This window comes from Yeosuana marina (assembly GCF_011762485.1).
Classification (GTDB): domain Bacteria; phylum Bacteroidota; class Bacteroidia; order Flavobacteriales; family Flavobacteriaceae; genus Yeosuana; species Yeosuana marina.
The window spans coordinates 244756-266851 of sequence record NZ_JAAKGI010000007.1; the positions used below are offsets into that span (position 1 = coordinate 244756).

Annotated in this window: 22 protein-coding genes; 14 read left to right on the forward strand and 8 right to left on the reverse strand. The window is 31.6% G+C overall.

Translation table 11 applies throughout. The features are described 5' to 3' along the window. Nucleotides 1-47 precede the first annotated feature (47 nt). The 5 genes from G5V56_RS09755 (at nt 48) to G5V56_RS09775 (ending at nt 4419) form a co-directional block, all read left to right on the forward strand. Nucleotides 48-686 (forward strand): DUF937 domain-containing protein, encoded by a 639-nt coding sequence (locus G5V56_RS09755; protein ID WP_166964344.1) that lies wholly within the window; start codon nt 48-50, stop codon nt 684-686. A gap of 122 nt (nt 687-808) precedes the next feature. Then, complete coding sequence (locus G5V56_RS09760; protein WP_166964346.1) at nt 809-1267, forward strand: DUF6146 family protein; 459 nt, start codon at nt 809-811, stop codon at nt 1265-1267. A gap of 24 nt (nt 1268-1291) precedes the next feature. Beyond that, complete coding sequence (locus G5V56_RS09765; protein ID WP_166964349.1) at nt 1292-1786, forward strand: DUF6787 family protein; 495 nt, start codon at nt 1292-1294, stop codon at nt 1784-1786. Next, nucleotides 1786-2124 carry a hypothetical protein gene (locus G5V56_RS09770; RefSeq protein WP_166964351.1) on the forward strand — a complete coding sequence of 113 codons (339 nt, stop codon included), beginning with the start codon at nt 1786-1788 and terminating at the stop codon, nt 2122-2124. Before G5V56_RS09765 ends, G5V56_RS09770 begins: the two co-directional genes overlap by 1 nt. A gap of 117 nt (nt 2125-2241) precedes the next feature. Further along, nucleotides 2242-4419: a TonB-dependent receptor gene (locus G5V56_RS09775; RefSeq protein ID WP_166964353.1), complete on the forward strand. Its 2178-nt coding sequence runs from the start codon at nt 2242-2244 to the stop codon at nt 4417-4419. A 44-nt stretch (nt 4420-4463) separates the two neighbouring features. Here the strand turns inward: G5V56_RS09775 and G5V56_RS09780 are convergent, their stop codons facing one another. From G5V56_RS09780 to msrA, 3 genes are read right to left on the reverse strand one after another with little or no spacing between them, the layout of a single operon-like run. Continuing rightward, nucleotides 4464-4742 carry a hypothetical protein gene (locus G5V56_RS09780; RefSeq protein WP_166964355.1) on the reverse strand — a complete coding sequence of 93 codons (279 nt, stop codon included), beginning with the start codon at nt 4740-4742 and terminating at the stop codon, nt 4464-4466. Nucleotides 4743-4789: 47 nt separating this feature from the next. Beyond that, nucleotides 4790-5377, reverse strand: a complete 588-nt coding sequence (gene folE / locus G5V56_RS09785) for a GTP cyclohydrolase I FolE (protein ID WP_166964358.1) — start codon at nt 5375-5377, stop codon at nt 4790-4792. A 1-nt stretch (nt 5378) separates the two neighbouring features. After that, nucleotides 5379-5924, reverse strand: coding sequence for a peptide-methionine (S)-S-oxide reductase MsrA (gene msrA / locus G5V56_RS09790; protein ID WP_166964360.1), 546 nt, complete (start codon nt 5922-5924; stop codon nt 5379-5381). Nucleotides 5925-6124: 200 nt separating this feature from the next. Here msrA and G5V56_RS09795 point away from each other — a divergent pair, with 200 nt between their 5' ends. Together G5V56_RS09795 and G5V56_RS09800 are read left to right on the forward strand one after the other, a co-directional pair. Beyond that, nucleotides 6125-8539: a DUF5916 domain-containing protein gene (locus G5V56_RS09795; protein ID WP_240911284.1), complete on the forward strand. Its 2415-nt coding sequence runs from the start codon at nt 6125-6127 to the stop codon at nt 8537-8539. A gap of 49 nt (nt 8540-8588) precedes the next feature. Then, entirely contained in the window at nt 8589-9254 is a 666-nt protein-coding gene (locus G5V56_RS09800; protein ID WP_166964364.1) for an ABC transporter ATP-binding protein, read from the forward strand. A 77-nt stretch (nt 9255-9331) separates the two neighbouring features. Here the strand turns inward: G5V56_RS09800 and G5V56_RS09805 are convergent, their stop codons facing one another. From G5V56_RS09805 to G5V56_RS09815, 3 genes are all read right to left on the reverse strand, one after another. Beyond that, complete coding sequence (locus G5V56_RS09805) at nt 9332-10132, reverse strand: hypothetical protein (protein WP_166964366.1); 801 nt, start codon at nt 10130-10132, stop codon at nt 9332-9334. A gap of 209 nt (nt 10133-10341) precedes the next feature. Further along, a complete protein-coding gene (locus G5V56_RS09810; protein WP_166964368.1) occupies nt 10342-11337 on the reverse strand; it encodes an MgtC/SapB family protein in 996 nt (331 codons plus the stop codon). A gap of 27 nt (nt 11338-11364) precedes the next feature. Further along, nucleotides 11365-11631 (reverse strand): hypothetical protein, encoded by a 267-nt coding sequence (locus G5V56_RS09815; RefSeq protein ID WP_166964370.1) that lies wholly within the window; start codon nt 11629-11631, stop codon nt 11365-11367. Between the two features lie 111 nt (nt 11632-11742). Between G5V56_RS09815 and G5V56_RS09820 the strand changes: the two genes are divergently transcribed. Beyond that, a complete protein-coding gene (locus tag G5V56_RS09820; RefSeq protein WP_166964372.1) occupies nt 11743-12507 on the forward strand; it encodes a TIGR02757 family protein in 765 nt (254 codons plus the stop codon). 45 nt (nt 12508-12552) lie between these two features. Next, entirely contained in the window at nt 12553-14037 is a 1485-nt protein-coding gene (locus tag G5V56_RS09825; protein WP_166964374.1) for a S10 family peptidase, read from the forward strand. Nucleotides 14038-14099: 62 nt separating this feature from the next. Here the strand turns inward: G5V56_RS09825 and G5V56_RS09830 are convergent, their stop codons facing one another. After that, nucleotides 14100-15995: a M61 family metallopeptidase gene (locus G5V56_RS09830; protein WP_166964376.1), complete on the reverse strand. Its 1896-nt coding sequence runs from the start codon at nt 15993-15995 to the stop codon at nt 14100-14102. An 86-nt stretch (nt 15996-16081) separates the two neighbouring features. On the opposite strand from G5V56_RS09830, the gene G5V56_RS09835 reads away from it, so the two are divergent. The 5 genes from G5V56_RS09835 to G5V56_RS09855 all read left to right on the forward strand — a co-directional run bounded on the left by G5V56_RS09835 (nt 16082) and on the right by G5V56_RS09855 (nt 21330). Further along, entirely contained in the window at nt 16082-17089 is a 1008-nt protein-coding gene (locus G5V56_RS09835; RefSeq protein ID WP_166964377.1) for a glycosyltransferase family 2 protein, read from the forward strand. A gap of 68 nt (nt 17090-17157) precedes the next feature. After that, entirely contained in the window at nt 17158-19080 is a 1923-nt protein-coding gene (locus G5V56_RS09840; RefSeq protein ID WP_166964378.1) for a vWA domain-containing protein, read from the forward strand. Next, complete coding sequence (locus G5V56_RS09845) at nt 19077-20333, forward strand: dihydroorotase (protein ID WP_166964380.1); 1257 nt, start codon at nt 19077-19079, stop codon at nt 20331-20333. Before G5V56_RS09840 ends, G5V56_RS09845 begins: the two co-directional genes overlap by 4 nt. Nucleotides 20334-20335: 2 nt before the next feature. Then, entirely contained in the window at nt 20336-20677 is a 342-nt protein-coding gene (locus tag G5V56_RS09850; RefSeq protein WP_166964382.1) for a hypothetical protein, read from the forward strand. Next, nucleotides 20671-21330: an alpha/beta hydrolase gene (locus G5V56_RS09855; protein ID WP_166964384.1), complete on the forward strand. Its 660-nt coding sequence runs from the start codon at nt 20671-20673 to the stop codon at nt 21328-21330. Before G5V56_RS09850 ends, G5V56_RS09855 begins: the two co-directional genes overlap by 7 nt. A 59-nt stretch (nt 21331-21389) precedes the next feature. Here G5V56_RS09855 and G5V56_RS09860 read toward each other — a convergent pair whose 3' ends face one another. Next, on the reverse strand, nt 21390-22094 hold the full coding sequence (locus G5V56_RS09860) for a response regulator transcription factor (RefSeq protein WP_166964385.1): 705 nt from the start codon (nt 22092-22094) through the stop codon (nt 21390-21392). Nucleotides 22095-22096: the final 2 nt, after the last annotated feature.

Genomic DNA, 22096 nt, shown 5'->3' on the forward strand with positions numbered 1-22096 from the left:
TTTTTGTAATTTAATCCAAATTTTTAAACCTCTTTAAAATTAAATTTATGTCAGGAATATTAGACTTATTAAACAGTGACTTAGGTAAGACAATTATTAATGGTGTTTCTAATCAAACCAATCAACCTCAAAACAAAACACAAGATGTTTTAACCATGGCTTTACCCGTTTTAATGGCAGCTATGAAACGTAATGCAGCAACCCCTGAAGGTGCTGAAGGCTTATTAGGAGCGTTAGGCAATAAACATGATGGTAGTATCTTAGATAATCTTGGTGGTTTATTTGAAGGTGGTGTTGATTCAAGTGTTATAGATGACGGTTCTAAAATTTTAGGACACGTATTAGGTGGAAAACAACAACATGTAGAAAATGCTCTTAGTCAGAAATCTGGAATGGATGCTGCAACTGTAGCTCAAATATTAAAAGTAGCAGCGCCATTAATAATGGGGTATTTAGGAAAACAAGCCAAACAGCAAAACGTTAGTAGTTCTAATGGAGTAGAAAGTTTATTAGGAGGTTTACTTAGCGGAAATTCTGCAAATCAAGAACAAAATTTCTTAGAATCTATACTTGATGCTGATGGAGATGGCAGTGTTATTGATGACGTTGCAGGTATGGTTTTAGGCGGTTCTAAAAAGAAAAGTGGTCTTGGTGGTTTACTAGGTGGTCTTTTTGGAGGAAAATAATACTATACTCAAAATAATATATAAAAACGTCAATTATTTTTAATTGGCGTTTTTTGTTAAAGTATATTAAAAACAAGGATTTCCATAATCCTTTTTGTAAATTGAATAGAAAATTTCGTCCTATGAAAACTAGCATTTATACCCTTATAGTCTTTGGCTTTCTTGTTGGTTGTAACACTACAAAAATTGTTCATACAAACAAGGATCTACAAGCTTATAATGACACAACAGAAATCAATAAAACTGTTGCCAATGATACGGTGAGCATTGTAAATGAAGATTTAGAATATGAAATCATCATTATTGAACCAGGTTTTAATTTTTGGTTATCTAGCATAGCAAAACCCGAAGGGTATTATTCGCAAGGATATTTAGAAAATAAGAACCTTATGTATGTTTCTGAATGGAATAATAGAGTTCTTCAACCGCTGAGATACAATCCAAATTTGTACGAAATGCAAATAGATTACCGTCCAGGAATTGACTACGGTTATGAGGTTAATTATAAATTATACAACTATTTTATATACTTTCAATTAAAATACAAGCAACAACTAGCTGGTTTTGTTCCAAGAATTTAATAGTTTTGCCACAAATTATAATGTGTGGAGAAATTTAAAGACCATTGGGAAATTAAACAAAACTGGCAACTCCTTTTCCCATTACTAGGGACACTTATTCTTGGATATTTATCCTTTAAGTTTGTTTTTTCGTTTCTTAAAGACGTACACTTTAGTTTTACTACTTTCACAACAATACTTGTATTTATTATACTGTTAAAATTCATTTTATTGCTTTTTAAAAAACTAGAAACCAAATGGAAAGTCTCACATAAATGGGAAATGATAAGCATATTTTTAGTGTTTGCTACTACCGGATCGTCTTCTGTTTATGTGGCTAAGCCCATTATCAAGTTCATTGGAATTACTAAAGAAAACTTAAATCCTTTTGCGTATTGGGTATTATATATTATTATTGGATTTATTTTTTATCAAATACTACTCGTTTTAATTGGTTGGCTTTTTGGTCAATTCAAATTTTTCTGGAATTTTGAAAAGAAAATGATTCGTAGATTTGGATTAAAAAAGTTTGTAGATTAATGCGATTTATTAGAGAACATATCACATTTAAAATACTATCACTGCTGTTAGCTGTATCGGTATTATATCCATATGTACATAAGTTCGATCACCTTTTCACCAATCATAAGGATGATATTTGTTTAGGAGTAGTTAAAAATTCGCATTTACATGAAGTCAATGTAAATTGTGATTTTTATAAATTCAAAGTTTACATTCCTCATATTACGCCTCCAGTTTTTAATGTAAAACTGTTTTCTCCTCTAGAAAAACAACTTGAAATTACTTCTCAGTATTATTTTTTAAACAGTTACCAACAACTACATTTTTCACTTCGCGGCCCGCCTGCACTCGTTTAAACTTCGCATTTATTCTGATGTTATTCAGAAAATCAAAAAAAATAACCAATTAAAATAGTTACGCATAAAACTTATAATGCAGTAACTAACACTTTATTATAATTAAAAAATATTTACATGAAACACATAATAAACCTGATGTTGCTTATGGCAACAACACTTTTATACTCTCAAAACACCTTAGAAGGAACTGTAATTGATAATGACACAAAAGAAGCAATAGCTTTTGCTAATGTTTATTTTCCAACCCTTGAAAAAGGAGTTAGCACCAATGATGATGGCTCTTTTACTATTGAAAATATGCCAACAGGAACTTACAAAATGATAGTCTCATTTATTGGTTATGAAACGCAATCGCTAAATATTACAATTCCGACCAAAGAACCTTTAAGTATCCTCATGAAGCCTTCTGCTCTTGAAATGGAACAAGTGATTGTCTCCACTCCCTTTCATAAATTACAAAGCGAAAATGTTATGAAAGTTGAGCGACAAACGGTTAATGAATTAGAACAAAAAGGAGCCGTAAACTTATCAGAAGGCATAACACAAATCCCTGGTGTTGAAAGCGTTACAACTGGATTAAGCATAGGGAAACCCGTTATTAGAGGCTTAAGTTATAATAGAGTTTTAGTTTACACACAAGGGGTTCGTTTAGAAAACCAACAATTTGGGGATGAGCATGGTCTTGGTATCAACAGTTCTGGGATTGAAAGTGTTGAAGTCATTAAAGGCCCCGCTTCTTTACTTTACGGAAGTGATGCACTTGGAGGTGTACTCTATTTAAATCCTGAAAAATTTGCAAATGCCAATACATCAGCCGCAGATTTTGGCGGAAAATACTATAGCAATACACTAGGTTATAGCACTAATGCCGGATATAAATCATCAGACGACCATTGGCAATTCTTGTTTAGAGGAAATCTTGCAGAACATTCAGATTATAATACAAAAGATTACCGTGTTACAAATTCTCGTTTTAGAGAACAAGATTTTAAAGCAGGTGTTGGCTACCTTGGAACCAAATTTAAAACAGAATTTAGATACAATTTAAACTTTTTAAAACCAGGACTTACGGAAGAAATAGGTGTACAATCTAAAAGAAGAACCCCACTTTTAGGATTTCAAGAAATTGGTAACCATGTATTTAGCTCAAAATCTACTATATTTTTCAATAACTCTAGTTTAGATGTCAACTTAGGATATATTTACAATGATAGAAAAGAATTTGGTGAAGAGCTAGGTTACGACGAAGCTGGCTTGCATCTAAAGTTAAAAACCTTTAATTACGATATCAAATATAACATGCCAAAACTTGGTAAGTTTGAAACTATTGTAGGCGTTCAAGGAATGGATCAAACTAATGGCACGTATGGAGAAGAGTTTTTAATTCCGAATGCCAGAGTTAATGACATTGGTGTATTAGCAGTATCTCATATCCATTTTGAAAAAGCGGATGTACAACTTGGTGCCCGTTTTGATAATAGAAATGTTAATGATACAGATTCTGGTGAAAAAAGACAGTTTAATAGCTTTAACGGAGCCGCTGGTGTTAAAACCGATATTGCCAAAAATTTAACGGCTAGAGTAAATTTAGCATCAGGTTTTAGAGCTCCTAATTTAGCTGAGTTAACAGTTGATGGAGTGCACGAAGGAACCAACAGGTATGAAAAAGGAAATATTGACTTGAAAATTGAGCAAAATTTTCAAACTGATGTCGCGTTAGAATATAAAAACAAGCATATAGAATTTTATGCAAACGGATTCTATAATAAAATTAACGACTACATTTTTATAGCTCCAAACGGACAAACTATTGATGGTAACGATGTGTATGTTTATTCTCAAAACAATGCGAATCTTTATGGTGGTGAAGTTGGTTTTCACCTACATCCTCATCCGCTAGATTGGTTGCATATTGAGTCTAGTTTTGAAACAGTTACCGGAAAACTAACAAGTGATGCCTATTTACCTTTAATTCCTGCAAATTCAATAAAAAATACCTTACGTGTTGAATTTGATAAATCGTGGTTAAAAAATGGGTATGCTTTTGTTGCATTACAAAGTACGTTTGCCCAAAATAATACAGGTGCTTTTGAAACCCCTACAAGTGGATATAATTTATTAAGTGCTGGTTTAGGAGGAAGTTTTAAACTGTTTAATAAGGAAGCTATTGTAAGTATATCGGGAACTAATTTAACGGATAAGGCTTACATAAATCATCTGTCTCGTTTTAAAACAGAAGGAATTTACAATATGGGAAGAAATATAACTTTTGGAGTTACTTATAAACTTTAAAAAATAAATGAGGCTGTCTAAAAATTTTAAACAGCCTCATTTATTTAAATTTTTATCAATTGTTTTTTCTTATTAAACACATAAGTATACAGCCACATAAGTGTAAAAGTTGGCACTACATCAACTCCCGGCAATACCTCTTCAACAAAATTTATAACGGCTGCTACCTTTCCTGATCTACCTTTATAAAGTTTAGTCATAATCCAAGCTGAAATTGGTGCCCAAACAATATCTGAAAACTCCCCTATTCCGGGAATTAAAAACGACACATAGCCTATAGCATCAAGTAGTATTCCTATAATTAGTTTGTTGTATTTACTCATATTTAAAGATTAACATCGACTAAATAACAAGAAATATACCAAAAAATCTATTTGCCTATGAGTTTTAAAAACTCATTGCGTGTTTCTATTTTTTCAAACTGTCCTCTAAATCCAGATGTGGTTGTAATTGAATTTTGTTTCTGCACACCGCGCATCATCATACACATATGAGACGCTTCAATAACAACAGCGACTCCTTGGGGTTTTAAAGTATCATTGATGCAATCTAATATCTGTTCCGTTAAACGTTCTTGTACTTGAAGTCTTCTAGCAAACACATCGACTATTCTAGGTAATTTGCTTAACCCCACAATTTGTCCGTTAGGAATATAAGCAATGTGCGCTTTACCAAAAAAAGGTAAAATATGATGCTCACAAAGCGAATACAATTCGATATCTTTTACAATAACCATTTCGTTGTAAGACTCCTTAAACATAGCGCTTTTAAGAATCTCAACGGGATCTTGGTTATAACCTTGTGTTAAAAACTGCATCGCTTTTGCGGCACGCTCTGGAGTCTTTTGTAACCCGTCACGCGTAACATCTTCACCCAAATCTGTAATAATGTTTTTATATCTGTCTTTAACATCATCTGTTACTTGAATATTATACTCTTCATATTTTCTGTATGGCATCTTAGTCTTTCTTTAATTTCTGTTTATAGTACTGAGACAATTTCTTCAATTTTGGCTGAATTATATACTGGCAGTAAGGTTGTTCTTTATTTAAATTATAATAATTTTGATGATCTTCTTCAGCCAAATAAAAGGGCCCTAATTCGGTGATTTCTGTGACAATTGGATTCTCAAAAATATGTTCTTGTTGAAGTAAGGCTATAAATTCTTCAGCATTCTTTTTTTGCTTTTCATCACGATAAAAAATAGCGGAGCGGTATTGGGTACCAACATCATTCCCTTGTCTATTCAACGTTGTTGGATCGTGCGTTGCAAAAAAGATTTCAAGCAATTCTGTAAATGACACTTTTGAATCATCAAATGTTATTTGAATGGCTTCAGCATGCCCTGTTCTTCCTGTACAAATCTCTCTGTAAGCTGGATTTTTTATCTGTCCTCCTGTGTAACCAGAAACCACCTTTTCCACACCTTCAAGTTTTAAAAAAACCGCTTCCGTACACCAAAAACATCCACCAGCAAATGTGGCTACTTGTAACGTATTGTTCATAAAAATTAAAATTAAGTAATTTTTAGTTGTTTTAACTATTAACACCTTACATGAAAATAATATTTTAACGTTTAATTATGACTTTCAACTTTATTCAATAGTAAATTTGTATTACAAACTGTAACTAATTTATTTTTTTATTGTCTTTTGTAAAGACATAAAAAACATCAATCAAATCATTCATGAAATTTTTTCTTTTCATGGCATTACTATTTGCCGTTAATTTATCTGGATTTTCACAAACCAAAAAAACGTATCACATTAAACGCACCCACAAAGCACCAAAAATAGATGGTGTTTTAAACGATGATATTTGGCAAGAATCTGAAGAAGCTAAAGATTTCACCCAATTCAGACCAGAAATGGGTATAAAAGATACCGTTGGTATTAAAACTATAGTAAAAGTTACCTATGATGATAATGCTATTTATTTTGGAGCTTATCTGCACGATGATCCTTCAAAAATAATGCGTCAAATAACTACCAGAGATAATTTTGGGCAGTCTGATTTTTTTGGAATTATTATCAACCCCAACAACGATGCACAAAACGATACAGAATTTTTTGTATTTAGTTCTGGTACGCAAGCTGATGCGATTTCTAGCCCCAGTAACGGAGAAGATTTTGGGTGGAATGCTGTATGGGAAAGCAAGGTAAATATAGTTGATGATGGATGGATTGTTGAAGTAAAAATACCTTATAGAGCCCTTCGGTTTTCAAATGAAGATGTGCAAACTTGGGGGATACAATTTCATAGACAATTTAGAAGAGACCGATCTCAATATACATGGAGTCCTGTAGATAGAACAAAAGGGAATATTAGTCTCTACAACGGTGAACTAAAATCATTGGAACATATAGAATCTCCTACTAGGCTAAGTTTTTATCCGTTTACTTCTGGTTTAGTCAATAATTATGACGGAAAAACAAATACAGATTTAAATTTCGGGTTAGATGTTAAGTATGGAATTACTGAAAATTTCACTTTAGATGCTACCTTAGTTCCAGATTTTAGTCAAGCAGGGTTTGATGATTTAGAATTAAATTTAGGACCCTTTGAACAAACCTATTCAGAACAACGTCAATTTTTCACAGAAGGAGTCGATTTGTTTAATAAAGGTGATTTATTCTTTTCAAGGCGTATTGGTAGTAGCCCAAGTAAAGAAGCCGAATTAAACGACAATGAAGAAATTAAAGATTATCCTAATAATGTAAAAGTTTTAAATGCTTTAAAAGTTTCTGGAAGAACTAAAAAAGGATTGGGTATAGGAGTTTTTAATGCCGTTACTGAAAAAACAAATGCTACTATAAGAGATACCATTACAGGAGAAATACGGGAAGAAGTTGTAGAACCTGTTACCAACTATAACATTCTTGTTTTAGATCAGCAATTCAATAAAAATTCATCTATAAGTTTAATAAATACCAATGTAACTCGTGACGGGAATTTTAGAGATGCCAATGTTACAGGATTAGTTTTTGACATTTCCAACAAAAGAAACACTTACAATGTTTATGGAGAAGCTAAAATGAGTAATCTTAATTTAGATACAGGTAATTCCACAGGATTTAGTTCGTTTTTTAGAGCTAGAAAATCTCACGGGAAATTCAGGTATAGTTTTGATCATAGTTATGCAGACACTAAATTTGACATTAATGACTTAGGCTTGTTATACAGAAACAATTACAATAATTTCGGCGTAGACTTCACTTATAGAATTTTTGAGCCCACAAAAAAGTTAAACAATTATTTTATTGGCACTTATGTAAACTACAAACGACTAGCAAATCCAGGAACTTATACAGGAACTAGTTTTGGTTGTAATTTTAATGCACAAACTAAAAAAATTAATAACTATGGGGGCAACATTAACTTTGAGGCTGGCAAACAATATGACTATTTTGAACCAAGAACCGAAGGTCGCTTTTTTATCTATGAAAATAGGTTAAATACTAATATATGGTTTTCATCAAATTATAACAAAACATTTGCTTTTGATGCTAGTATAGGTGGTGCCAACTATTTTGAAACAAACAGAAATACAAATGAACTTTGGTTTGAATTAAGCCCAAGAGCGCGACTTAATGAAAACTTTCTAATCATTTATTCTTTTGATTTTAGTAAAGATTTCAAGGATAGAGGTTATACAGCAACAGTTAACGATGATATTATTTTTGGGGAACGCAATAGAAAAACTATAGAAAACAGTATCTCGGCAAATTATACATTCAATCCGTTTAACTCCTTATCATTAACATTTAGAAATTATTGGTCTACGGTAGATTACAAAAATAATCTATTTACTTTACAAGAAAACGGTCGTTTAAATCAAAACAGTGGCTACCAAATTGCGGATTTGGAAGACAATCCAAATATTAATTACAATACCTGGAATTTAGATTTAAGTTACTCTTGGCAATTTGCGCCAGGTAGTTTTTTAACAGCTTTATATAGAAATCAGTTATTTAATTATGATAATGCTTCAACAGATACTTTTGGTCGTAGCCTAAAAACATTGTTTGATCAACCCATTCAAAATACATTCTCTTTACGCATTCAATATTTTATTGATTATGTTAGCATTAAAAATATCTTTAAGAAACCTATCTCTTAATTGTACATAAAACATTAAAGTAGTAAATTCACACCTAGATTTATCTTTTATGATTCAAGCAAAAAACATTCATAAGTTTTATAATGATTTACATGTTTTAAAAGGTGTTGATATTCATGTAAAAAAAAGTGAAGTAATCTCTATTGTTGGCGCTTCTGGAGCTGGAAAAACAACCTTACTACAAATATTAGGAACTCTTGATCAAGCTTCAAACAAAGAAAAATTTGAGCTTACTATTAACGGGATAGATATTAGTTCTCTTAATGATAAAGGCTTAGCCAAATTTAGAAATGAACACATTGGCTTTATATTTCAATTCCACCAATTATTACCAGAATTTACAGCTTTAGAAAATGTCTGCCTGCCAGCTTTTATTAAAGGTACCAAAAAAGCTGACGCAGAAAAGAGAGCTATAGAACTTTTAGATTTCTTAGGATTATCAAGCCGTTACCATCATAAACCAAACGAATTATCTGGTGGTGAACAACAGCGAGTAGCCGTAGCCAGAGCTTTGATTAATAATCCTGATTTAATTTTTGCTGATGAACCTTCTGGGAATTTGGATAGCGAATCTGCCGAAAATTTACACAGTCTCTTTTTTAAGCTACGTGACGAATTTGGACAAACCTTTGTAATTGTTACTCACAATGAAGAACTCGCCAATTTAGCCGATAGGAAACTAGTGATGGTGGATGGAAAAATAACCAATAACTAGCATAAACAAACAAGGGTTTAATGAAAGTTCATTAAACCCTTGTTGTTACTAATTATGTAAAATCATGATATCATTAATTACCAAGGAAACGTAGTTCCTAATATGGTAATTGTTGACTCAGTATAATTCAATTCTATATCATTTATATTTCCAGCATCTATATTTAAAATACCTGATGCTATACTTCTAGGTAATAACACAAAATGTAACGGGTCTTCAACAGTTAATGAGTATTCAACACCTTTAGAACTAATTCCAGACTGTGTGCCATCTAACAAATATTCATCATCCCAAATATTTAAAGGTGTATCGGAACCTGCTACCCAAGTTCTGGTAGAATCTTCAGTATAATCAATGGTTTCACCTGATGTACCAGTAATTTTTCCGTTTTCAATAATCACATTAAATACTAAATTACCATCTTGATTTTCACCTAAATTTTTCACATAATGTGTCCCTTCAACTTTAAAACCCTCATGATAATAATTGTTAAACGTTGTTGTGTGTTCACTTCCTTCATTTCTATACCAATCGGTAGAAACAATCGTTACAATCCCTTTACGTGTAACGCCATCTTTACATAAAACACCATCTTGATAATCGATAGTAATTGTTTTAGGGAATGTTGTAAAATCTAACGGTTCAACAGTTATAATTGGCTCTACAGTTTTGGTTTTACTTGTTTTTGCTGTTGATGTGTTTTCAGCATTTAAAACTGCATCACCACTGTTATTGCCAACATCTTGAAAGATTTGATTCACTATAGCATAGTCATTTAAAGCCTCAATAACAGGTGCTGATTCTGTATTGGGTTTTACGTCATCTTTTTGGCAACTCATAAAAAGAATGGCTAAAATTGGAACTATAATTTTTCTCATAATACATTTATTTGTTGACTAAATAACGATATAAAATTGAATTTTAGTTTATTTCAATATAAAAAATAGACTTTTAAAAGTTAATTTTTGCACTTTGTCGACATGTTTGTAAATTAATGTAATCTTAAAATTACAAAAAACTACATGTTTGAGTCATGCAAATACCTTAGTATAATATTAAACAGAGAATAAAGGTTTCTGAAAACACCCTAAAACGTAACTAAAAAAGACAAAAGCAAGCCCAAAACAATTAAAATGCCAAAAGATATGATTAATGGTATTCTAATGGATTTGTTTCCAAAAGAAATTCCGTAAATCATTTTTAATAGATTATTACTAGTAATGGCATTTAATACTGCTGCAATTAAAACCGTGTTTTCAAAATCCCATTTGCTTTGAAAGAGATTCAATATAAATGGATCAATATCAGTAACTCCGACAACAAATGACAACACATTAACGCCTGCTGTGCCATAATTAGAATTTACCATTCCGGTTATTAATCCAAACAGAATAAACAATCCTGCAAACACTAAAGCAGTCTTAAACTCCAACGGATTACTATGAGACTCAATGGTTATTTGGCCTGAGGCATCATGTTTTTTAGGGTGATAAAATTTATAAAAGTAAAACACAAGTAATAATGATACTCCAATAAACACTAAAAATGAAGGAACAAGTTTGTACGCAATTGTTTCATTAAAAAACAGGGCCAACAAAAAAATTCGTAAATACATCATAGTGGTAGCCAATACTATGGCTGTAGCAATTTTATTGCTTTCATTTAGCTCTTTACTTTTTCGTGCTAAAATAATTGTGGTGGCTGTACTGCTGTAGAGACCGCCTAAAATTCCTGTGAGCAAGATTCCAGAGTTTGGAAAAACAAACTTTTTTAGTAAATAACTTACATAAGAAATACATGATACTGCTACAATAGCCAACCAAAACCTATATGGCGAAATATTAATTTCAGTAGAAATTGGAGTGTCCGGTAATAAGGGTAAAATAACACCTGCCACTGCTAAAAACTTAGCAAGCGTAATGAATTCACTATCATTAAATTTCTTTGAAATATTAAATAATTTCTCTTTTATTTCGGTAATGACTAAAACTGTCACCAAAACCAGAATAACTAACCAATTAGGTTGTTTATAAATTAACGGTGTTAAGCAATATGTTATCAAAGCAATGACAAGTGTAGTCATTCCAAACTTTTTATAAACTTGTATTTTTTAGTAATAGTAGATTGCCAATAAAGCAGATATTATAATACCTCCTCCGAGAAAAGGAATTAAACTGTATGGATTTATAATATATAAAACATAACCTAATATACCAATAAGTGTGAAGGTTCTGTCGGTACCAAAAAGACTTTCGTCAGGCTCATTAATATGATGCCTGTGCTGTTCCATACCAATGAGAAGTGCAAACAGAGAAACCAACAGAAATTTAATGCTGTCTGGTGGGAAAAAATCTAAGATTTCAGAAACATGTTGCATTCTGTTTATATTATTGGATATATCTAATATACAAAATTGAGTCGTTTTTGTTCACATATGTTTTATTAAACATATTGATAATACGTAACTTTGAGTTTAAAATTAAAACCCTTGAATAAAAAAGACCTCAAAGAGTTTCTAGATGTTAAAGTTCAGCAATACAACAATCTTAACTTTATTGAAAGTGACCCGATACAAGTTCCACATTTATTTCATAAAAAGGAGGATATAGAAATTGCAGGCTTTTTAACTGCGACCATAGCTTGGGGAAACAGAAAAAGTATCATTAATAATGCTAAACACATGATGAGTTTATTAGATAATTCTCCATATGATTTTGTTATGAATCATCATGAGACCGATTTGGAAAAACTTCAGCAGTTTGTTCATAGAACGTTTAATGGTCATGATTTTATTCAATTTATAGTTTCTCTTCAACATATTTATAAAATCCATAATGGTTTAGAATCTGTGTTTTCAAAATACGCTGAAAATCAATCCTTGCAAACTTCTATATCAAAATTTAAAACTATTTTTTTCGAGATAGAACATTTGCAACGAACGCAAAAACATATTAGCGATCCATTAAAAAATTCGGCTGCAAAACGACTTAACATGTATTTAAGATGGATGGTTAGAAATGACAAAACAGGTGTTGATTTTGGTATTTGGAAAAGCCTCTCTCCTAGTCAGCTTTCTTGCCCGTTAGATGTGCATTCAGGTAATGTTGCTCGAAAACTTGATCTTTTAAGCCGTAAACAAAATGACGCTAAGGCCTTATTAGAATTAGATACTGCTTTGAGGCAACTAGATGCTAAGGATCCTGTAAAATATGATTTTGCTTTATTTGGACTTGGTGTTTTTGAAGGGTTTTAACATTTGTTTTCTTTATATTTAAAACTTTAATTATTACAACTTATCATGAAAAAAATTTTATTGTTTGTATTCATCATTTCAGTTTGTTCGGTCTTTTCTCAAAACATAAAAATACCAGCTGATACTACAGTAACAACATCGCATACAATAACCATAAAAAATCAGATCATTTCTTATAAAGCAACTGCGGGAACACAACCTGTATGGAATAAAAAAGGAGAACCTATTGCAACTCTTTTTTATACCTATTACGAATGCGATAAAACAGATAAAAAAAACAGACCTATTATTTTTTCATTTAATGGCGGACCAGGTTCTGCTTCTGCATGGATGCATATTGCCTATACAGGTCCAAAAGTTCTAAACATTGATGACGAAGGGTATCCTATTCAACCATATGGTGTAAAAGACAATCCTAATTCAATATTAGACGTCGCAGACATTGTTTATATTAATCCCGTAAATACAGGGTATTCTAGAATGATTGCCGATAAAGACGGTAAATTACCTGAAAGAGAAACCTTTTTTGGCATTAATGCTGATATAAAATACTTAGCCGAATGGATGAATACCTTTGTCACCAGAAAAAACAGATGGGAATCGCCAAAATATATAATTGGAGAAAGTTATGGAGGCACACGTGTAATGGGTTTAGCAAACGAATTACAAAATAACCAATGGATGTATTTAAATGGTGTGATTATGGTTTCGCCTGCAGACTATAAACTTTACAATACTAATCAACCGGTTTATTCGGCATTAAATTTACCTTATTTTACGGCAACCGCTTGGCATCATAAGGCGCTGAATCCTGATTTACAAAATAAAGATTTATTGGAGATTCTTCCCGAAGTTGAAGATTATGCCCTCAACAAATTAATGCCTGCACTTGCCAAAGGTGGATTTATTTCTGAGTCTGAAAAACAAGATGTTTCTAAAAAAATGGCTTATTATTCTGGTCTAAGCCAAACCGCTATTCTACAAAATAATTTAAATGTATCAACTAGCTTTTTTTGGAAAGAATTATTACGCGACAAAACTGGTGAAACTATAGGTCGTTTAGATTCTAGATATTTAGGTATTGATAAAACTGAAGCAGGAGATAGCCCTGATTTTAATCCGGAACTAACTTCATGGTTGCACTCCTTCACTCCTGCAATAAACTATTATATACGGGACTATTTAAAATTTAAAACAGATATAAAATATAATATGTTTGGGGATGTTCACCCTTGGGATAACAGAAATGATACTACCCGAGACCGTTTAAGACAAGCTATGGCTGAAAACCCATACTTAAAAGTACTTATCCAATCTGGTTACTACGATGGTGCGACTACTTATTTTGGAGCTAAATATACCATGCACCAAATAGATCCTAGCGGAAAGATGAAAGATAGATTTACTTTTAAAGGCTACAGAAGTGGTCATATGATGTATATTCGTCATGATGATTTAATTAAAGCAACGAATGACCTAAGAGAGTTTATAAAAAATTCGCTTTCAAAAGGAAAAGCTGCAAAATATTAAAAACTAAAACAAAAAAGCGAGCTAAATAGCTCGCTTTTTTGTTTAATTATGTATTATAATTTTTATCCCTTTAACCAAGCTTCACGTAACTTTATTTGTGCTTCGGTAGCCTTTGGGTCTGCCTTTAAAACGTTTCCTGCAGTATACGATTGTACTGTTTTTGCTTTGATTATAACATCCTCTCCCTTTCTGTTAAGTACAACCTCTATATCTTGTCCTGGTTTCCATGAAAAAATATCTTGCATCACAGAATCTGCATTTTGCATAGTCAACTTAGTACCATTAACACTTTTAATAATATCTCGAGGTTGCACCCCTAAATCATTCCAAAAGCTATTATCTTTAACTAAATCAGTAAAAAAAATAGTACCGTATTGCCTATTTCCCCCTACAATGATATCAGACCCATTTAAAATAAAATTAGTTTCTACTTTAGAGTCAACCAATTCTAATCCAACTTTTTGAAAGAAAACTTCATAATTGATTGGCGTTGTTCCTACAACATGAGTCTTTAAAAACTCTCCAACAGAAGGATACGTCATCGCTGTGATTTCATCTATTAGTTTATCATCATCAAAAGGTTTATTTGCCCCATATTTATGTGATAACTCTTTCATTAATGACAAAATACCACGTTGTCCATGACTTTCTTCCCGCATTAAGATATCAATACACATACCTATTAAAGCTCCTTTTTGATAAACATTAGCATATTGGCTCTTATAAGGTTCTTCATCAACATGTTCGCTCATTTTAGTAAAACTCATGGTATCATCATACATGTTTAAAGACATTTCGATTTTATCCATGATCTTTTTGTAAAACTCATCTTCTGATATCAACCCCTGATTAACTTGAAATAAATTGGCGAAATACTCGGTAACCCCTTCATACATCCATAACTGCTTTGAAAATGTAGGTTTATTATAGTCGAAATATTGAATATCTTCCGAATGAACCGTTAAAGGCGTTACAATGTGAAAAAATTCATGTGCAACGGTCTCAATCATACTATCTGCCAATTCTTCATCAGACATATCTTCTGGAAAAACTACCATAGTAGATTTGTTGTGCTCTAGGGCACCATAACCTTTTGGCGAATCCTTTTTGCCTTCAGATAAATACAAAAATATATCATAACGTGAGGTTGTATTCATATCGCCTAAGAATGCCTTTTGAGCTTTCATCATTTTATACATAGCATCTTTTAAAGAGGCTGCAGAATGTAAATTATTTGGAGAATATACGCTTAATACAATTTTAATATCACCTACTTGAAATTCTTCAACAGTCAACTTTCCATACATCATCGGGTTGTCTGTAATATCGAAATATCGAGAAGCAACATAACTTGTTGTTGTACTTTTACCATCTGGACTAATTATACTTCCCGTTTGTTGCAATGCTGTTGATTTTACAAAGTTGGTTGGAGCGGTAACATCTACTTTATATTGATTATTTTTTAATGAGTTAAAATAACCAATAAAACCATGAAGATTTAACACATAATTATTGGGCTCTATATTGGTTCCTGCTGGAGAAAATGGTGTCTCATCACCAATGCCTCCAGTTTGTTCAATGTCATAAGTATCATTTACTAAATAGCTTATTTTGTCAAGTTGTTTGGCATTCACTATTTTCCAAGAATTAATATCTGGTTTTTCAACTTTCATTTCATGCCCATTATAATCGTAGGCTTTAAATCCATCAATGTACTGTCCGTAATCATCTAATTGGTAGGTTCCAGGTACTGTCTTTGGTATGTAATACGTAACGGTATCTATTGTAAATCGTCCTGGATCAATAGTTACAGGCACTTTATCATTTTTTACTTTGGTTAAATTTATTTGAGATTCAATAGGTGTTGTAGTAGCTAAATCGTTTCCGGTAGTTTTTGTTGTACTACAGCTAGATAACAATATAACAGACGCTACTGTGATTAAAAATCTTGTATTCATTTATTTTAGTTTTCTCTTTTATTTTAATCGTTAAAAATAAGATTATGTTACTTTCTTTATTCTTAAGGTTTAGTTAAATTCGCAGTATGCATCCACCTTTAGTAAGCATTTTAATTCCTTTTAAAAATACGGAAAACTATTTACCAGATTGTTTAGTCTCTATTTTAAATCAGACCTATACTAATTGGGAAGTTTTGATAGTTGATGATGCTTCAACAGACGCAAGTTATAGCATTGTTAAAAGCTTTGCTGAGAATGAGCCTAGAATAAAACTTTTTAAAAATTCTGGTAGTGGAATTATTGATGCTTTACAACTTGCTTTATCTAAAAGTACGGGTGAATTAATTACCCGAATGGATAGCGATGATATTATGGAACCTCGCAAATTAGAAATACTATCAAACAACCTTACTAAACATGGTAAAAAACATGTAGCCGTAGGTTTAGTTAAATATTTTGCAAAAGATGGTGTAAAACCAGGCTATAAAAGCTATGAAAATTGGCTAAATACCCTAACTAAATCGGGAACCAATTATATCGAAATTTATAAAGAATGCGTCATCCCGTCTCCGTGTTGGATGGTTTATAAAACAGACTTATTAGCTTGTGATGCGTTTAACCCCAACATATATCCAGAAGATTATGATTTAACGTTTCGGTTTTACAAACATCAACTTAAATGTATTCCTTGCGATACTGTTTTACATAACTGGCGAGATTATAGCACGCGAACATCCAGAACACAAATCCATTATGCTCAAAATCATTTTACGTCGCTCAAGATTCATCATTTTTTAGATATTGACTATAATCATCGTAAAACATTGACCCTTTGGGGAGCCGGAACAAAAGGAAAATTAATTGCTAAAACACTCGTTAATAGGCACATTGATTTTGAATGGATTTGTGATAATCCAAACAAAATTGGTAGAGATATTTATGGGAAAACCTTAAAAAATTTTGAAACATTAACCCAGATTAAAAATCCACAAAGTATTATTACTGTTGCCAATAAAAAAGCTCAGAAAGCTATAAGAGCCTATTTGACTAAATTAGAAATGCAACCTGTTGAAGATTATCTGTTTTTCTGTTAATCTAAATTGTTCATTCTACAATAGAAAAATAAAAAAAATTATGTAGGTTTGATAAATCTAAATATGACATGCAGTTTAAACACCCCGAACTTCTTTACGCCCTATTTTTTCTGCTAATACCAATCATTGTACATTTATTTCAATTTAGAAAATTTCAAAAGGAAGCATTTACCAATGTATCTTTTTTAAAAGAAGTTACAATACAAACTCGTAAAAGTTCTCAATTAAAAAAATGGCTAACCTTATTAACACGCTTACTAATTTTAGCATTTCTAATCATTGCTTTTGCTCAACCTTTTTTTTCTAAAAAGAAAACTTTTAATACAACAACTGAAACGGTTATTTATTTAGACAACTCCTTTAGTATGCAAGCTAAAGGAAATCAAGGAGACCTGTTAAAACGTGCCTTACAAGATATTATTACCAATATCCCTGAAGATGAAAAGATCACATTAGTAACAAACGACAACACTTACAAAAACACCACAATAAAAGCCATTAAAAATGAGGTACTGGAAATTGACTACTCTTCAAAATTTTTCAGCTATAATGCTGCCTTATTAAAATGCAAAAAGCTATTTAAGGAAACTAATTCAATAAAAAATATTTTGTTTATTTCTGATTTTCAAGAAGAAAAGTCACAATTTAAACCAGATATTGATTCGCTGTTTAGAATTTTTGCTGTAAAGTTAAAACCCGTTAGCACCAAAAATATCACAATTGATTCCGCTTATATTGCAAAAACAACTGGTAATACTATAGAACTTAATGTTGCCTTAAAAAACCAAGGTGATTTTATTAATAATCTACCTATTTCTCTATTTAATAATGACCAATTAATAGCTAAAACATCTGTTGCGTTTAGCAATGATACAACAGCTACTTTTTCACTGCCCTTAAATCAGCCTATCAATGGGAAAATTACTATTAATGATACTGATTTACAATATGACAACAGTTTGTTTTTCAATGTAAACAATACACCAAAAATTAATGTTTTATGCATTAATAATGCAGATGACTCATTTTTAAAGCGCATTTATACAACAGATGAATTTAATTATAAATCAACAACCATTAATGAGTTAGATTATAATGTATTGGCACAACAAAACCTTATTGTTTTAAACGAACTAAATTCCATACCAAATACGCTACAAAGTGTTTTAAAGTCTTTTAGCAACCAAGGAGGGTCCATAATTATAATTCCATCTACAAACTGTGCCATTGATTCATACAATGCTTTATTACAAAATTACAATACCTCTTTTAGTGGCTTTATAGAAAACAAAAAACGTGTAACTACTATTAATTTTTCGCATCCGTTATATGCAACTGGTGTTTTTGAAAATCGAGTATCTAATTTTCAATACCCAGAAGTTAACGGTTTTTACAACTTATCGTATAATGTGAGTTCTTCTATTCTCGAATACGACAATTCTAAGCCATTTTTATTTCAAAGTAAACAAGCTTATATATTTACAGCACCTTTAAATGAGGCAAATTCAAACTTTATAAATTCACCTTTAATTGTACCAACTTTATACAATATTGGAAAGTTTAGTTTTAAAATCCCTCCTCTGTATTTTACTATAGGTCAAGAAAACAGCTTTGATGTTTCTGTTCAGCTACATCAAGATGATATTTTATCGCTTGAACGCAACGACATAAATATGATTCCTAAACAACAGTACTACAATAATAAAGTGGTATTAACTACTGTTGATGAGCCTTCTAAATCTGGAATTTATACTATTAAGGACAAAAACAAAACAATTCAAAATGTAAGTTTTAATTATAATAGAAGGGAAAGTAATTTAGTTTATCAAGATATTTCCAACATAAAAAACATAAAAACCAGTGATTCAATAACCGATATTTTTAATACACTAAAAAGTGATACAAAAGTTAATGAGCTATGGAAATGGTTTGTTATTTTTGCATTAGCGTTCTTGATTATTGAAATGCTCTTGTTAAAATATTTCAAATGAACATACTAATTAAATCGGCTACAATAATAGATCCTAAAAGTGAGTTTCATAACTTAACTCAAGATATATTAATTGAAAAGGGTGTGATATCACAAATTGGAAACCACCTAAAAAACCCAAAAAAATATCAAGAAATTTCGTTTGAAAACCTGCATATTTCTCAAGGCTGGTTTGATAGTAGTGTCTGTTTTGGCGAACCTGGTTTTGAAGATCGAGAAACTATTAAAAACGGACTTAAAACAGCTGCCGCTTCAGGCTTTACTGCTGTTGCCATGAACGCTAACACGCATCCTATTATTGATTCCAATTCAGATATAACCTTTGTAAATTCTAAAGCAGAGCATCATGCTGTAAAATTACTTCCTGTTGGTGCTTTAACTAAAGATAGCAATGGAGAGGATTTAGCTGAGTTATATGATATGAAAAGTGCGGGTGCAGTCGCTTTTTATGATTACAAAAAGTCTGTTGCTAATCCTAACCTTATGAAGTTGGCATTGCAATACACTAGCAATTTTAACGGACTGGTTTGCTCGTTTCCTCAAGACAACAAGATTTCTGGGTTAGGCGTTATGAACGAAAACATTACAAGCACATCCTTAGGATTAAAAGGAAACCCTACCTTATCTGAAGAATTACAAGTGGCAAGAGATTTATTTTTATTAGAATACACCAATGGAAAACTACATATACCAACCATATCGACCGCTAAATCTGTCGCTCTAATTAGAGAGGCCAAAAAGAAAAAATTAGATGTTTCCTGCAGTGTCACCATCCATAATTTATTTTTTAGTGATGAGGTCTTAACCGATTTCAATACCCTTTATAAAGTATTGCCACCATTACGAACACAACACGATATTGATGCTTTAATTGAAGGTATTAAAGATGGCACTATTGATATGGTAACTAGTGATCATAATCCCTTGGATATAGAGCATAAAAAGGTAGAGTTTGACCACGCAGCTTATGGAACCATTGGCTTGGAAAGCGCTTTTGGAGCCTTACAAACACTATTCACCTTAAAGAAAACCGTAGATATTTTAACCAAAGGAAAGCTGAGATTTGGTGTAGAGCCAACCCCGATAAATATTGGAAACAAATTAGATATTACGCTATTTAACCCTGATACAAAATATACATTTTCAAGTAAAGACATTATTTCTAAATCTAAAAATGCTATTTTTGAAAACCAGGATTTAAAAGGAAAAGTCTACGGAATAATTTCAAATAATACGATTTCTTTAGATTCATAATCATGACACAAAAAGATATAGAAGAAGGAAAAACATTAGCAATTATTAGCTACTTAACTATTTTTGGAACTATTATAGCCCTTTTTATGAACAATGAAAAGCAAAGTAATTTTACTGCTTTTCATACTAGACAAGCCCTAGGATTATGGTTGACTTTTTTCGCAATAGGCTTAACTTTTATATCTAATTTTGATATAGAAATGCTTCGTCTTTCATTCTATATTTTCTTTGGGGTTCTTTTTGTATATGGATTTGTTAATGCTATTTCAGGAAAACCCGAATCAGTACCTATTTTAGGTAAATTCTATCAAAAGATTTTTGGTAATTTGGTAAAGGAATGGTAAACAACTCTCTTTCATTAAAACATATTATTAGGGAATCCAGTTTATCTGAAAATGCCCCATTATTGATTATGTTTCATGGTTATGGCAGTGATGAAAATGATTTGTTTTCGTTTGCTAATGAATTACCTGAAGAATTATTTATAATTTCAGTGAAGGCTCCTTATACTATGCAACCTTACGGAAACGCTTGGTACGCCATTAATTTTGATGCAGAAAAAGGAAAATGGAGTGATAACGAGCAGGCTATAGAATCACGAGATTTAATTGCTGTCTTTATTGATGAAGCGACAAATGCTTACCCAGTAAACAAACATAATGTAACACTTTTAGGCTTTAGTCAAGGCACCATTTTAAGCTATGCGGTAGCTTTAACCTATCCTGAAAAAGTTAAAAACATTATTGCTTTAAGTGGTTATATTAACAAGGATATATTACCTGAAAACTTAAAAACTCAGGACTATTCGCATTTAGACTTTTATTGTTCTCATGGCAGTGTAGACCAAGTTATTCCAGTTGATTGGGCTAGACAAACACCTCTTTTTTTAAGCGATTTAAATATTAAACATCACTATTCTGAATTTCCTGTTGGACATGGTGTTGCACCTCAAAATTTTCATGAATTTAAAAATTGGTTATTAAAACGAATCTCATAAAAAAATCCAGCTATTAACTGGATTTTTTACTTTGCTATTAATCTGTTTTTTATGGATTCTTAATTATTCACAACCAATCTAAATCCTTCGCCGTGAATATTTAAAATCTCCACTTTTTCATCTAATTTTAGATACTTACGTAATTTGGCAATGTAAACATCCATACTACGCGATGTGAAGTAATTATCGTCTCTCCATATTTTAGTAAGCGCTAATTGACGAGGCATTAAATCATTTTCATGAAGCGCCAATAAACGCAATAATTCATTTTCTTTTGGCGATAATTTGACTGGCTCACCGCCCTTGTATCGTAAAAATCGAAGTTTCGAATTTAAATCAAATGAGCCAATTTTAAACTCAAATTGTTTACTATCTGAAATAGTTTCGGTGGCTTTACGTTGCATGATAGCTTTTATCTTCATAAGCAAAACTTCGCTATCAAATGGTTTGTTTAAATAATCATCTGCACCAACCTTATAACCTTTTAACACATCCTCTTTCATCGCTTTTGCCGTTAAGAATACAATGGGCACGTCTTTGTTTTTTTCTCGTATTTCTTTTGCCAAAGTAAAACCGTCTTTATAAGGCATCATGACATCTAGAATGCATAAATCAAAATCATCTTTTTTGAACTTTTCAAATCCTTCCATACCATTTTTGGCATGAACAACATCATAATCATTCATCATCAAATAATCCTTAAGAACAGTTCCAAAATTTGGATCGTCTTCTACTAATAAAATTTTCTTGTTTAATTCTTCCATAA

Excerpts from the sequence above, each read along its gene's own strand:
- G5V56_RS09755 (WP_166964344.1), top strand. The coding sequence starts at position 48 with ATGTCAGGAATATTAGACTTATTAAACAGTGACTTAGGTAAGACAATT.
- G5V56_RS09760 (WP_166964346.1), top strand. The coding sequence starts at position 809 with ATGAAAACTAGCATTTATACCCTTATAGTCTTTGGCTTTCTTGTTGGT.
- G5V56_RS09770 (WP_166964351.1), top strand. The coding sequence starts at position 1,786 with ATGCGATTTATTAGAGAACATATCACATTTAAAATACTATCACTGCTG.
- G5V56_RS09775 (WP_166964353.1), top strand. The coding sequence starts at position 2,242 with ATGAAACACATAATAAACCTGATGTTGCTTATGGCAACAACACTTTTA.
- G5V56_RS09780 (WP_166964355.1), bottom strand. The coding sequence starts at position 4,742 with ATGAGTAAATACAACAAACTAATTATAGGAATACTACTTGATGCTATA.
- folE (WP_166964358.1), bottom strand. The coding sequence starts at position 5,377 with ATGCCATACAGAAAATATGAAGAGTATAATATTCAAGTAACAGATGAT.
- msrA (WP_166964360.1), bottom strand. The coding sequence starts at position 5,924 with ATGAACAATACGTTACAAGTAGCCACATTTGCTGGTGGATGTTTTTGG.
- G5V56_RS09795 (WP_240911284.1), top strand. The coding sequence starts at position 6,125 with ATGGCATTACTATTTGCCGTTAATTTATCTGGATTTTCACAAACCAAA.
- G5V56_RS09800 (WP_166964364.1), top strand. The coding sequence starts at position 8,589 with ATGATTCAAGCAAAAAACATTCATAAGTTTTATAATGATTTACATGTT.
- G5V56_RS09805 (WP_166964366.1), bottom strand. The coding sequence starts at position 10,132 with ATGAGAAAAATTATAGTTCCAATTTTAGCCATTCTTTTTATGAGTTGC.
- G5V56_RS09810 (WP_166964368.1), bottom strand. The coding sequence starts at position 11,337 with ATGACTACACTTGTCATTGCTTTGATAACATATTGCTTAACACCGTTA.
- G5V56_RS09815 (WP_166964370.1), bottom strand. The coding sequence starts at position 11,631 with ATGCAACATGTTTCTGAAATCTTAGATTTTTTCCCACCAGACAGCATT.
- G5V56_RS09825 (WP_166964374.1), top strand. The coding sequence starts at position 12,553 with ATGAAAAAAATTTTATTGTTTGTATTCATCATTTCAGTTTGTTCGGTC.
- G5V56_RS09830 (WP_166964376.1), bottom strand. The coding sequence starts at position 15,995 with ATGAATACAAGATTTTTAATCACAGTAGCGTCTGTTATATTGTTATCT.
- G5V56_RS09835 (WP_166964377.1), top strand. The coding sequence starts at position 16,082 with ATGCATCCACCTTTAGTAAGCATTTTAATTCCTTTTAAAAATACGGAA.
- G5V56_RS09840 (WP_166964378.1), top strand. The coding sequence starts at position 17,158 with ATGCAGTTTAAACACCCCGAACTTCTTTACGCCCTATTTTTTCTGCTA.
- G5V56_RS09845 (WP_166964380.1), top strand. The coding sequence starts at position 19,077 with ATGAACATACTAATTAAATCGGCTACAATAATAGATCCTAAAAGTGAG.
- G5V56_RS09850 (WP_166964382.1), top strand. The coding sequence starts at position 20,336 with ATGACACAAAAAGATATAGAAGAAGGAAAAACATTAGCAATTATTAGC.
- G5V56_RS09855 (WP_166964384.1), top strand. The coding sequence starts at position 20,671 with ATGGTAAACAACTCTCTTTCATTAAAACATATTATTAGGGAATCCAGT.
- G5V56_RS09860 (WP_166964385.1), bottom strand. The coding sequence starts at position 22,094 with ATGGAAGAATTAAACAAGAAAATTTTATTAGTAGAAGACGATCCAAAT.